This is a genomic window from Streptomyces sp. E-08, assembly GCF_049913095.1.
GTDB lineage: Bacteria > Actinomycetota > Actinomycetes > Streptomycetales > Streptomycetaceae > Streptomyces.
Window position 1 is genome coordinate 1,597,693 of record NZ_CP183971.1, and the last position, 12,451, is coordinate 1,610,143.

General features: G+C 73.4%; 10 protein-coding genes. 9 read left to right on the top strand and 1 reads right to left on the bottom strand.

What is annotated here, in order from left to right; translation table 11 throughout:
* Positions 1-82: 82 nt before the first annotated feature.
* Entirely contained in the window at positions 83-229 is a 147-nt protein-coding gene (locus ACN9MM_RS07260) for an SCO1431 family membrane protein (protein ID WP_426362868.1), read from the bottom strand.
* A gap of 499 nt (positions 230-728) precedes the next feature.
* Between ACN9MM_RS07260 and ACN9MM_RS07265 the strand changes: the two genes are divergently transcribed.
* The 9 genes from ACN9MM_RS07265 (at position 729) to ACN9MM_RS07305 (ending at position 12,426) form a co-directional block, all read left to right on the top strand.
* Positions 729-1,706 (top strand): S8 family serine peptidase, encoded by a 978-nt coding sequence (locus ACN9MM_RS07265; RefSeq protein WP_426362869.1) that lies wholly within the window; start codon positions 729-731, stop codon positions 1,704-1,706.
* Positions 1,687-2,319: a GAF domain-containing protein gene (locus ACN9MM_RS07270; protein WP_426362870.1), complete on the top strand. Its 633-nt coding sequence runs from the start codon at positions 1,687-1,689 to the stop codon at positions 2,317-2,319. Before ACN9MM_RS07265 ends, ACN9MM_RS07270 begins: the two co-directional genes overlap by 20 nt.
* Positions 2,320-2,323: 4 nt before the next feature.
* Positions 2,324-3,424, top strand: a complete 1,101-nt coding sequence (locus ACN9MM_RS07275) for a radical SAM/SPASM domain-containing protein (protein ID WP_426362871.1) — start codon at positions 2,324-2,326, stop codon at positions 3,422-3,424.
* Positions 3,399-4,433: a radical SAM protein gene (locus ACN9MM_RS07280; protein ID WP_426362872.1), complete on the top strand. Its 1,035-nt coding sequence runs from the start codon at positions 3,399-3,401 to the stop codon at positions 4,431-4,433. Before ACN9MM_RS07275 ends, ACN9MM_RS07280 begins: the two co-directional genes overlap by 26 nt.
* A gap of 2 nt (positions 4,434-4,435) precedes the next feature.
* Positions 4,436-5,134 (top strand): iron-containing redox enzyme family protein, encoded by a 699-nt coding sequence (locus ACN9MM_RS07285; RefSeq protein WP_426362873.1) that lies wholly within the window; start codon positions 4,436-4,438, stop codon positions 5,132-5,134.
* Complete coding sequence (locus tag ACN9MM_RS07290; protein ID WP_426362874.1) at positions 5,131-6,681, top strand: MFS transporter; 1,551 nt, start codon at positions 5,131-5,133, stop codon at positions 6,679-6,681. Before ACN9MM_RS07285 ends, ACN9MM_RS07290 begins: the two co-directional genes overlap by 4 nt.
* 127 nt (positions 6,682-6,808) lie before the next feature.
* Entirely contained in the window at positions 6,809-9,931 is a 3,123-nt protein-coding gene (locus ACN9MM_RS07295; RefSeq protein ID WP_426362875.1) for an AAA family ATPase, read from the top strand.
* A 64-nt stretch (positions 9,932-9,995) separates the two neighbouring features.
* Entirely contained in the window at positions 9,996-11,669 is a 1,674-nt protein-coding gene (locus ACN9MM_RS07300; RefSeq protein ID WP_426362876.1) for a B12-binding domain-containing radical SAM protein, read from the top strand.
* A 70-nt stretch (positions 11,670-11,739) separates the two neighbouring features.
* The gene (locus tag ACN9MM_RS07305; RefSeq protein WP_426362877.1) at positions 11,740-12,426 is read left to right on the top strand and encodes a 2OG-Fe(II) oxygenase; all 687 of its coding nucleotides are present in this window, start codon (positions 11,740-11,742) and stop codon (positions 12,424-12,426) included.
* The last annotated feature ends 25 nt before the right edge of the window (positions 12,427-12,451 follow it).

Consider the following 12,451-nt stretch of genomic DNA (forward strand, 5'->3'; position numbering starts at 1 on the left):
GGCGATCGGGGGGAGTATGCCCGTTCCGTACCGGAGGATCACACGGCCGCCGCCGATCCACACGGTTGCCCGCGGTCTCGTCTCACATGAGGCCGGCGCGGGTGACGAGGACGGCGAGCAGGACGACCAGGGTCCAGCCGAGGACGTGCTCCAGGATCTTGGGACCGTCCTCGCGGGGACCGCCCGTCCGGGCGCGGGCGAGGAGGCGGGAGTGGGCGGTGGAGGTCATGCCGACCACCTTGCGCCACGGGGGCGGCCCGGGGGTAGAGACGTCGGTCACGTCCCCCCGGGCCGCCGCGCCGTCTCGACCGGTCCCGAGGGCCGGCCGGGCCTTGCGCCGCGCGGCCGGGGGCCGGTCGGCGAAGGAGAGGTATCAGACCCCCCTGTGCCGGACACCACTGTGCCGCTCGCGTTCGGCACCCGGCGGACCTCCACCCACGTGCGGGGCTTCCCCCTCTCCCCGCGCAAGCCGACCGCCCACGCAGAGAACTGTCAGTTTCCCCGCCGCGAGGGGCAGGACCGGCCGGAAAGCACCCCAGACAACTGGGATGTCCGAGGGCCCGGACCCTCGTACAGAATCGGTCCGCGGCACCGCTCAGCCGTTCGACAGCGGGACGGTCCGGCAAGTCCGACGGTGCGGTGTCGCGCCATCCGAGAGAGCCACGAGTGACCGGAAGGCTCCATTGACCACTCAAGCGTTTCGTCGAGCAACGATCCGATTCGCCCACATGAACGCCGGGGAACTCGTCGACCGGTCGTCCGTCGCGGCCTCCACGGCGGTGGACCGGGAATGGGCCTGGGGCGGGTCGCGCGGTGCGGGAATCCGGATCTGCGTCATCGACAGCGGAGTCACGCCGGACCATCCCGAGATCGGGCCCCTGGAGGGGTCGTACGCGGTGGAACGCATCGAGCAGGACGTCGCGGGCGACGGCCGGCCGAGCTACCGGATCGTCCCGGACGACGAGGGCGACGCGGCCGGTCACGGCACCGCGTGCGCGGCGATCATCCGGCGGATCGCGCCGGACGCGAGCCTGACCAGCGTGCGCATCCTGGGGCCGCGACTCGCGGGCGACGGCAACATGCTGCTGGCCGCCCTGCGCTGGGCGGTGGCGGAGCGCTTCCATGTCGTCAACCTCAGCCTCTCCTCCCGCAAGGGCGACTTCAAGGCCTCGCTGCACGACATCGCGGACGAGGCGTACTTCAACCGGGTGGCGATCGTGGCCTCGGCGCACAACAGCCCGGTCCGCAGCTATCCCTGGATCTTTCCCTCGGTGATCTCCGTCGGGTCGCACGAGATCGCCGACGCGGAGCGCATCGAGGTCAGTCCGCAGCCCCCGGTCGAGTTCTTCGCGGCCGGCGTCGGAATCGAGGTCCCCTGGATGGGCGGGGGCCGCTCGTTCCTCTCCGGGAACAGTTTCGCGACGCCCCATGTCACCGGATTCGTGGCCCGCATCCTCGGCAAGCATCCGCATCTTCCGGTGAGCGAGGTCAAGCACGTGCTCGCCTCCCTCTCGGACAACTTCACCGACGCGTCCGACCCACCCCGCGCCCCCACCCCTGTCACCACATCCGCCGTACCGGACCCGCCCGATGAACCCGCCCGGTCCGACGGATCCGCCGCACCCGTCTCATCCACCCCGTCCAACCCGTCCACCCCGTCCGCCCCGTCCGCCGAAGGAGCCGGCCATGACGAATCCGGCGCATGACGCCCCTCTCAGCGGCCCTCCGCTGTCCCGGCGCGACGAGGTGTTGCGCTCGACCGTTCGGCTGGCCCGGCTTGTCTTCGGCGCTCCCGCCTCGTCGGTCTTCCTGCACGACCCGGCGGGCGAGGCACTCGTCCTGGAGGCGATCTCCGACCCCCAGGAGGACAGCCTGGTGGGCTGGAGCATCCCCGACTACAGCGGCATAGCCGGCTGGGTCTTCCAGAGCGGGGAAGCGGTGATCGCCGACAACCTCGACAACCACCCGCAGTTCAACCGGGACTTCGCGGCCTCCACCGGCCGGATACCGAAAGCCATCATCGCCGCACCGCTGGACACCGACGGGTCCGTCTTCGGCGTTCTGGAGGTGCTCGACCCGGTACTGGGCCCGCGCAGCGCGACCTCCGGCCTGGAGCTGGTCTCGGAGCTGGCACGCCAGTGCGCGGCGGCCCTGGCGCTGGCGGGCCCGCCGCCCGGCCCCGCCGGACGGCACGCGGCGGCCGCCGAACGGCTGACCACCCTGGTGGCCGACCTGGCCAGCACCGACGACCCGAATGCCGCGCGGACGCTCGCCTCGCTCGAGGAGATCGCCAGCGCCCTGTCATCGAGAAGGGGGTGATCCCGTGCACCTGCTGGAAATCGGCGCCATCCGCAACAAGCCCGCCGCCGGCCTCTATCTGGCCCTGACCCGCCGCTGCCCGCTGTCCTGCGCCCACTGCTCCACCGACTCCTCCAGTACCAGCGAACAGCATCCGGAGACGCCGTTCCGCCGGCTCGTGGAGTCCTTCGACCACGAGACCCGACCGGACCTGCTGCTGATGTCCGGCGGCGAGGCGCTGCTGCGGGCCGCGCTCGTCGCCGACCTCGCGCGCACCGCCCGGTCCGTGGGCTCCCGTTCGTACGTGCTGTCGGGCATGTGGTTCGCCCGGGAGAACCGGCGGCTGCCCGCCCCGGTCGCCGCGGCGATCCGCGAGGTGGACCACTTCGCGGCCAGCCTCGACGAGTTCCACGAACGCGAGGTGGGCCGGGCCGACGTCTTCCGGGCGATGCACCGCATCCGCGAACTGGTGCCGCAGGTGAGCTTCCAGCTCACCGGGCGGGGGGACGACGACCCCTACCTCCGGGACCTGATCGACGACGTGCGCCGCGAGTTCGACGACCAGGTCCCCATCCTGGTGGGCACCTTGAGTCCGATCGGCCGTGGCCGCCAGCTCGGCGGGCTGACTCCCACGCCCACCTCCGGCGTCCCGGTCGCGCCCGTCGACCCGTGCGACCGGATCACCTGGCCCCTGGTCACCTACGACGGCACCGTCTACGCCTGCTGCAATCAGGACCTGGTGGAGCGGCGCGTGCCGGAGCACCTGATCCTCGGCCACGCGTCACACCAGTCGTGGGCCGAGCTGCGCGAGAGGTTCCTGCGCCGGGAGCTGTACCGGGCGCTGCGCGTGCTGGGACCCAGCTTCGTGGCCGCCCGCTTCTCGGACGGGCCGTGCGACAAGGGCATGTGCGGCAACTGCGTCGCGCTGTCCGGCGACGCCGAGGCCGAGCGGAAGGTGACGGAGTACCTGCGCAGCGACTCCGGACGGCAGGTGGAGGCCGCCGCCCGCCGCATGGTCGAGCAGGTGGACGGGACCGCCTTCTCGGAACGCCGCTCCGGCCGCTACGGCGGCCTGGTGTCCCTGGGATGGGAGGCGGACCGTGAACAGCAGTCCTGCACGCGCTGACGACGAGGCGGTCCGAAACCGCCCCACGCTGGCGGACACCGAGGCGATGCGCCGGCGTCGCGGCGAGTCGGTCCTGCTGTACATCACCGACCAGTGCCCGGTCGGCTGTGCGCACTGCTCGGTGGACGCCCGCGCGGACGGTGGCAGGGTCGCCGACTGGGAGGTGTTCCACGACGTCGTCGCCGGCATCGTCGCGCTGCCCGGCCTGCGGTCGGTGGCGGTCTCCGGCGGCGAGCCCTTCGCCGAGCAGCGGGCGCTGCCGTACGCGATCGCGGCGTTCGCCGACGCCGGGCTGGAGACCATCGTCTTCACCAGCGGGTACTGGGCGCGCGAGAGCGGCTCCGCGCCCGGCTGGGTACGGCGGCTGCTGCCGCGGATCTCCACGCTCTTCCTCAGCACCGACGGCTTCCACCAGGGCGGTGTGTCGAGCCGACGGTTCGTCGGCGCGCTGCGCGCGGCCCACCGGGCCGGCTGCCGCATCGTCGTCCAGGAACTGGACACGGGCGACGGCGCACGGGTGGCCGAGGAGCTGCTGTCGGAGGCGCTCGGCCCGGGGTGGGCCGACGAGGCGGAGACCAAGCTGATCACCCCCCTGCGGTACGGGCGGGGCTCGGGGGTCTTCGCCATCCAGAGCCGACACGAGGTGCGGGCCCTGGCGGCGTGCTCCCTGCTCGGCTCGCCCACGGTCCGCTACGACGGGGTGGTGATCCCCTGCTGCAACGAGGGGCTGATCACCGGTCACGGGCCTTCCGCACTGCGTGCCCCGACCCGGCGGCCCGAGGGCGTGGCGCAGGCGCTGGCCGGGTTCCGGGACGATCCGCTGCTGAGGGTCGTGGGGCGCCTCGGCCCGGGGGCGGCGGCCGACCTGCCCGGCTTCGAGGCCCTGCGCGAGGAACGGTTCGAGAACGTCTGCGGCGGTTGCTGGAAGGCGTACGACATCGCCGGCCGCCCGGGCCGGGCCGCGGACTCCGTGGCAGCACTGGGCGTGGCCCTGAGGGAAGGCGGTTGACGGTGGAGGAGCAGACGAGGTCGCAGGCGCTGCGCCGCAAGATCGGGCTGCTGATGCCGGCGGTGGACGCCGCGTCCCGGCAGATGTGGACCCATCCGCGCAGCGACCAGGTGTACCTGGAGTGGCTCAGGACGCTGCACGGGACGATCCGGGCCACGGTGCCGCTGATGCTGGCGGCCGTCGAGCAGTGCACGGCCCGTCACGACGACCCGGTGGCCGATCTGGTGGGCCGCTACCTGGCCAAGCACATCCGTGAGGAGTACGGGCACGACCAGTGGGTGGCCGACGACTACGCGGTGGCCGGGGGTGATCCCGAGACGCTCCGCACGGCGCTGCCGGGGGCGGCCGTCGCCTCGCTGGTCGGCTCGCAGTACTACTGGCTGCGCCATGCGCATCCGGTGGCACTCGTGGGGCACATCGCGGTGCTGGAGGGCAACCCGCCCGGCCCCGGGCTCGCCGGCGACCTGGCGGTCCGGACCGGGCTTCCGGAGGCGTCGTTCCGCACCATCGCCCGGCACGCCCAGCTGGACGTGCAACACCGCGACGACGTGCACCGGCTGATCGACCGGCTGCCGCTCGACCCGGCGCAGGAGGAACTGCTCGGTGTGAGCGCGCTGCACTCCATGAGGGGGCTGATCGAGGTGATGGAGGACGTACTCGACCGGATCCACCGGCGCTCCCCGGTGGCCCTGGCCGGATGAGCCGGGTGCGGGTTCCGGGCCCGCTGGCGGGCCGCGACTTCCGGCTGCTGTACACCAGCACGGTGGTCTCCGGTCTGGGCGACTGGCTGGACCAGGTGGCGCTGCTGGTGCTGGTCACCACGGTCTGGCACGGCGGCGCGGGCGGTCTGGCGCTGGTGGTGGCCGCGAGCATGCTGCCGCTCCTCGCGACCCCGTTCCTGGCGGTGCTGGTGGACCGCCGGCAGTCGCGCCGGGTGCTGATCCTCACCGACCTCGTGCAGGCGGGGCTCACCCTCGGCCTGGTGGTCGCCCCCGGGGTGTACTGGGCGGCCGGTCTTGTGCTGGTCCGTTCGGCGCTGGGCTCGGTGGGCGGGCTCGCGGGCCAGATCCAGTTGCGGGTCTCGGTGCCGCCCGACCGCGTCCAGGCCTCCACCGTGCTGCTCCAGACGGCGATGCAGTCGGTCAAGATCCTCGGGCCCGCGCTCGGCGGTCTGCTGGTCGCCTTCATGTCGCCCCGGGCGGTGTTCGCGGCCAACGCGTGCACGTTTCTCGTCGGGGTGATCACCGCCCGTGCCCTGCGCAGCACGTCGTCACCTTCCCCGAATGCAGATCTGCACTATTTCAAAGAACTGGGTGAAGGGTTCCAGCACGTTTTCGGGTCACGTCTTCTACGTTCTCTTCTGTTCGTCATGTGCAGCCTGATGTTCGTCGTCTTCCTTTACGACTCCATGGCCGCCCTGATCGTGCCGGCATTGGGAATGGGCACGTCCTACATCGGCTACATGGTGTCCGCCGTCGGATTGGGCGGAGTCGCGGGTTCGCTGCTCATGGGACGTTTCGCAGCACGCCTTCGGCCTTTCCTCACCATGGCGGGGTCGGTCCTCGCGATCGGCTGCATCATCGCCGTCATCGGATTCACCATTGTCCGTGACATACGCATTGACTCCGCCGTATGGCTGTGTGTAATTTTCCTTCTGGGAATCGCGAGCGCCGGAATCCTCGTCACTTTTCCCAGCGTCGTACATTCCGAGACGCCGGTCGAACTGACCGGCCGGGTATGGGCGCTCATGAATTCCGTGCCGGCCGTACTGAACGTACTGGCCCCCGTGCTGGCGGCGGCCCTGGTCGCGTGGATCGGGCTCGGAAGCCTGCTGCTGCTCGCGGGTGCCGCCCTGCTGCTCACCGCCGCCGCGGTCGCCGTCCGGCTCGGCGGCGTACCGCCCACCGCTCCGCCGTCCGGCGCGGACCACGGTGCCGGCCGGGCCGAGGAGCCGAAGACCGGCGCAGCCCCCCTGAACTCCGGTGCGCCGCACCGGGAAACCAGAGCCCCGTGCGTGAACGACGCGGGCTCTTCGACCGAGGAGATCACCATGGCAGACAAGATCGACAAGCTGGCCGAAGCCGGTTTCTCCCTGACCGACGCCACCGACGCCCAGCAGGCGGTGCTCAAGTCCCTCACCGAGGACGAGGTCAACGTCCTGCTGAGCGTCAAGTCCCGCGTCGAGGCCGCGGGTTCGGACGTGGAGGGCCACTCGCTCTCCGACCCCAGCGGCGGCTACCTCTGGTAGTGCCGGCCCTCGTCAGGGGACCGGCCCCGGACCGGTGACGTCTGGGCCGTAGCACAGACCGGGTGGTTCACGACGGGGCAAACGTCGTGAACCACCCGCTTGCCGCTCAGTGAACGGGGAGGACAGTATGACCAGGCCCACCGGTCCCATCGCAACCACCGCGAGCCGTTGCACCGGCTGCGGTGCGGACAACCCGTCGGCGGCCCGCTTCTGCATGGCCTGCGGGGTGGAGATCGGCCTGCCCGCCACTCCCGCCAGCGGCCTGCGCTTCGTCTCCGTCGTCTTCTGCGACGTGGTCGGCTCCACCGGACTGGCCACCTCACTCGAACCCGACCGGTGGGCGGCCGTCCTGGACGGCTACTTCTCCCTGGTCGGCTCGCTGGTGGAGGGGTACGGCGGCAAGGTGGAGAAGTTCATCGGCGACGCGGTCGTCGCCGTGTTCGGCGTCGAGGGGCACGGCGAGTCGGCCGCCGCCACCGCCGTCTCCGCGGCCACCGCCATCGCGCACCGCACCGGCGAGTACGCGCGGGGCCTGGGCGAGCTGCTGCTGGGCGACTTCCCGGTGCGGTGCGCGGTCGCCTCCGGTCACGTCGCGGTCAGCGGGCGGACGTCGAGCTTCGTCATCGGCTCGGTGCTCAACCGGGCGGCCCGGCTCCAGGCGCACGCCCCCGACGACGGGGTGATCGTGGACCTGGCCACCCGGCTCCAGCTGCAGGACCACTTCCCGCTGCGGGCGATCGAACCGGTCACCGCCAAGGGCTTCGCCCGGCCCGTCCCGGCCTGGATCGTCGGTCCGGCCGACACCCAGGCCCCCGGCACGGGCACCGTCGGAAGGACCGGCCTCGTCGGCGAGCTGGCCGCCCGCATCGGAGCGGCCGCCACGGCCGCCGGCCCGACCCTGATCCTGGTCGGGGGCCCTTCCGGGGTGGGCAAGTCCCGGCTCGTCACCGAGGCGCTCGACCACTGCACCGGCCTGGCCACAGCCGTCCTGCGCTGCCCGCCCGCCGGGACCGGACTCGACCTGCTGGCCTGCTGTCTGTTCCTGGAGGAGATCGAGAACGCGGCACGGCAGGGCCACGACAGGGTGGACGTGACGGTGCAGCTGACCGGCGCCTCCACGCGCGCCGAGCAGGCCCTGGCCCAGGACCGCGGCGAGCTGGGCCGTGCGCTGACCGCGGCGTTGGACCGCCTGCGGGGCGCCCGGCCCCTGCTCCTGGTGGTCGAGCACAGCGAGTGGACCCCCGGGGCACTGACCGACCTGCTCGACGAGCTGACCGCCGCACCGGGGCGGCCGGTCGTGGTGCTGCTGGTCGGGGTCTCGGCCCCCGAGGCGCTGGCCGCCCGGGGGGACCACCGGCTCACCGTGCCGCCACTCGAACGACCCGACGCCCGGCGGCTGGCCCACCGGCTGCTCACCGCACAGCACGACCCGACCGTCGCCGGCCGCTCACGGTCCACCGGCACCGGGGCCCCTGGACAGGACCCGGCCCCTGCCGCCCTCCTCGCCCCCGACTCCGCCGCCGAGGAGATCGCCTCACGGGCCGGCGGCATCCCCCGCTACATCGAGCAGATGGTCGTCCTGAGCCGCTTCGCCCAGCCCGGCGACGACTGGGCGCCACCCAGCGCGCATGCCGCGCTCGGTGCCCGGCTGGACCGGCTGGACGGCGACTCACGGGAGCTCCTGGTGCTGCTCGCCGCCGCCGGCCGGGACCTGTCCCTGGAAGACCTGGGCGCCCTGATGGACCCCGACCGGGTCGCCGCGGCCGCGGCCTGCCTCCTCGAAGCCGGTCTCGTGGAGTCCGCCGACGCCCACAAGGGCCGCCTGGCCCCGGCCTTTCCGGTCGTGGCCGAGGTGGCGCTGCGGCGGCTGACGCTCTCCGAGACCGCCGACGTGCACGCCAGGCTCGCGCGCTCCCTGGAGCCGGTGGCCCAACGGCGCCCCGCCGTCGCCGAGCTGCTGGCCGGGCACTGGGAGGCGGCGCACACCGCGTTGCGCGGGGTGGAGCCCGGCTCCGACCGGACGGCCCGGGCCGCCGAGTCCGCCGTGACCGCGTTCGGCGTCGCCGCCCGCTTCGTCCTCTCCCGCGGGCGACCCGAACGGGTGCCGGCGCTCACCGGACGCGCCCGCGCCCTGGCGGAGGCGGACGACGCGCAGGGCCACGACCTGGATGTCCTGGAGGCGTACGCCCTCGGCACCCAGGGAATGCCGCAGGCCGCCCTCGAACGCGTCGAGCGCGTGCTGTCGGACCCGGGCCGGGCCGCCCCGGCCGCCCGGATCCACGCCCGCCTCAACTCGCTGTACTCCCGCACCTATCTGACCGGCGACGCGCCCGCCGTACCGGACGATCCGCACTACCTCGCCGCGGTCGCCTCCCCGGAGCCCGAGGCCCGGGTCGGGGCGCACCTGTACGCCGGGCTCCAGTCCCTGCGGGCCGGCGACCACCCCGCCGCCGAGCGGGCGCTGCGCTCCGCGCTGCGGTCGGCCGACGGCGCCGGGACCTGCCTGGGCCTGACCGAGGTCTACGCCAACCTGGCGATGGCCCTGGTCAACGGCGACACCCCGGTCCCCGCCGCACTCGCCGACTGCGAGCGCCTGCATCAGGAGGTCGCCGGTTCCCGGCTGCTGAGCTCGGCCACCGGCGTCGCGCTGGCGCTGGTGCGCCACATGTCCGGCGACCGGGCGGCGGCCGACTCCGCGATGGACGAGGCCGAGGAGGTACTGCGCGATCTGGGCCAGGGCACCGGGGCCGCGACCATCGCGGGCTGGCGTGCCGTCCTGGCGGCCCGGTCCGGCGACTGGGGTACCGCGGCCGGCTGGTGGACCGCCCAGGGCGATCGCTGCGCCGCTCTCGGCATGGCCCGCCAGGCGTCGCTCTCCCGCCTCCAGGCCGAGCTGGCCCGGGAGGCGTCCGGTGAAGAGCGGTCCGGCGGGGCGCGGGGCGGGCCCGCTTCGCTCGACGAGGTGGCCGTGCCACCCCCCGAGGCCTGGGCGGAGTACACCGTCGCCCTGCAGGCCCGCGCCGTACGAGCGCTGCGCGCCGGCGAACCGGGACCGGCCGCGACGCACCTGGACGCCGTGGTCCGCCATCTGGGCACGGTGCGCGGCAGCGGCGCGGTGATCACACCGCTGCTCTTCAGCGCCGTCCTCGCCCGCCGTACAGGCCTCCCGGTGGCCGGGCGGGCGCTGACCGCCCTCCGGCGGGCGATCGAGGCCAAGCAGGACCTGGGCGTGCGCGCCCCGCAGACATAGCGGGACGCACCGTCCCACCGCACGACCCGTCCCCCGCGAGGGAACTCCGAGAAAGCAGCCGCCCGTGCGTGTCCTCCTGCTCTACGCCAACCCCCACCAGGTCCTGCCGGTCGGCCCGTACGGACTGGAGATCCTGCGGGCCGCGGTCACCGAAAGCGGACTGCCGGTCGAGGTGTCCGTATGCAACCCGTTCCTCGAATCGCTCGACCACACCGGCCTGTTGACCGAGGTGCTGGACCGGACCCGGCCCGACCTCGTCGCCCTGTCGATCCGCAACATCGACAACGCCGTGGTCGCCTGCGACACGGCCGCCGGCCCGGACGGGCGGTGGATCGACGTGGTGGAGTACCTGGCGCCCATCGCCGAGCTGACCGCGACGCTGCGCGCCTGGGACCCCGGACTGCCGGTGGTGGCGGGCGGAGCGGCGTTCACCTCCTGCCCGGTGGAGGTGATGGACCGGCTCGGACTGGACTTCGGCCTCGCCGGTCCCGGTGAGGCCGCGTTCACCGCCCTGCTGGCGCGCGTGGTCGCCGAAGGCGGCGCACGGAGTGTGCGGCAGGTGGTCGCCGAGACGCTCTCCACGCTCCCCGGCGGCCTGGTGCGCACCGCCGACGGAACCCTGGGGCCCGGCCTGCGGCCGCAGCCCGACGTGGTGTCCCGGCCCACCACCGCGCTGCCGAGGATCGCACCGGAGTACGTGCTGTTCGCCAAGGCCCGGGGCATCCCCACCGCCCTGCGCAGCCACGCGGGCTGCCCGCTGCGCTGCTCGTACTGCGTCGATCCGCTGAACGTCGGCAGGGTCGACGCGCGTCCCGCCCGGGCTGTCGCCGCCGAGGCGGAGCACTACGTCGAGCGGTACGGGCTGACCCACTTCCACCTGGCCGCCCCCGAGGTCAACCTCCCCTACGAGGGGGCGCTGACCGAGGTGTGCGAGGCACTGGCCGGAAGCCGCCACGGCGAAGTGATCAGCTGGCACGGCTACTTCAACGTCAGACCGTTCTCCGAACGGCTGATGGACGCCTTGATCCGGTCCCGCTGCGTGCGTCCGAGCTTCTCGGTGGACGCCTTCGACGACCGGATGCTGCGCGGGCACCACAAGAACTACCGGATGTCCGACGTCGAGGACACCTTCGGTCTGTTGCTGCGGCGTCGGCCGGAGTGGATGGACGTTCAGATCGGGGTGCTGTTCGGCCAGCCCGGCGAGACGGCCGCCACCCTGGAGAACGCCATCGGCCACATCCGCCGACTGGCCGACCGGGGCGTGTCGGTGGGCTACTCCTGCGGGCTGCGGGTCTACCCGCACACCCCGCTGGCCCGCACCCCTCTCGACCCCCGGCATCTGTACCGCGCGGACGGGCCGCTCTCCCCGACCGGCGCCGCGGGACCCCGCACCGTCCCCGCGGCCGACCTGCTGACACCGCTGGTGTACTGCGAGCCGATGCCGCCCCGGGAGCTGGCGGCCCACCTGTCCGACCGGCTGTCCGACTGCCCCGGAGTGACCTTCATCGACGAGGGCCCCGTGAAGGAGGCCCGGCAGCCGGACTGGCTGCGCCCCCTCAACGTGGCCACCGTGCACCTCGCGCACGGGCGTCCGGAGCCGGCGGCCGAGATGCTGCGGCTGGTGCTGGGCTCGGGCGACACCCGGGCGGCGGGCATGACACGGCGACTGCTCCAGGAGGCGGCCGCACGGCCACCCGTCCCGGTGGGCGCCGGGGGTCTCCGGACCGCCCTCGCCTGACCGGGGCCGCCCCGTCCCGCTCCCCGCCTCTCCCCTGCCGTACCGCCTTCCCCGCCCACGGAGGACACCCATGGAACTGACCTGGAGCACGGACGGCTTCGCCGTCTTCGACGACTTCCTCGCCCCGGAGGCCGCGGCCACGCTGTGGGAGCGACTGCGCACCGAGGACTACCACTTCGTCCACGGACGCCGGGACGGGGCGTGGAACAAGGTCTACGGGCTGCTGGACGGCAGTCCCCTCAGCGGGCCCGGCACGCTGAACGACCCGGAGGGCCACTTCGAGGGGCGCTTCGCCGACCACGCCCCGTACCCGTCCGGCGGGGCGACCGACGCCGTGGTGAAGCAACTGGCCGAGGAGGCGGCCCGCATCGAGCCGTGGACCGGGCGGTTCGGAACGGACTGGCACGCCTTCACCTGCCGCCCCTTCCTCTACCCGCAGGGCTCCGGACTGGCCTGGCACGACGACTCCGGCGACCGGGCCGCCTCGTTCGTGTTCTACGCGCACCCCGAGTGGCAGGCGTCCTGGGGCGCCGAACTGCTCGTCTCCAGCGGAACCCCCGGGGCGCGGCCCGCCGACCAGAACGCCCACCTCACCTCGCGGGTCGGACACTACGTCGCCCCGCACCCCAACCGGCTGGTCGTCCTGCGCTCGGGCGTACCGCACATGATCAAGAAGGTGGAACCGCACGCCGGGGACCGGGTCCGGGGCTCCGTCGCCGGCTTCTTCCTGCGCCGCCCCGCCGACCGGCCGCGGTGACCGGGCCGCCCCGGCGCCCGCCCGC

Excerpts from the sequence above, each read along its gene's own strand:
- ACN9MM_RS07260 (WP_426362868.1), bottom strand. The coding sequence starts at position 229 with ATGACCTCCACCGCCCACTCCCGCCTCCTCGCCCGCGCCCGGACGGGC.
- ACN9MM_RS07265 (WP_426362869.1), top strand. The coding sequence starts at position 729 with ATGAACGCCGGGGAACTCGTCGACCGGTCGTCCGTCGCGGCCTCCACG.
- ACN9MM_RS07270 (WP_426362870.1), top strand. The coding sequence starts at position 1,687 with ATGACGAATCCGGCGCATGACGCCCCTCTCAGCGGCCCTCCGCTGTCC.
- ACN9MM_RS07290 (WP_426362874.1), top strand. The coding sequence starts at position 5,131 with ATGAGCCGGGTGCGGGTTCCGGGCCCGCTGGCGGGCCGCGACTTCCGG.
- ACN9MM_RS07295 (WP_426362875.1), top strand. The coding sequence starts at position 6,809 with ATGACCAGGCCCACCGGTCCCATCGCAACCACCGCGAGCCGTTGCACC.
- ACN9MM_RS07305 (WP_426362877.1), top strand. The coding sequence starts at position 11,740 with ATGGAACTGACCTGGAGCACGGACGGCTTCGCCGTCTTCGACGACTTC.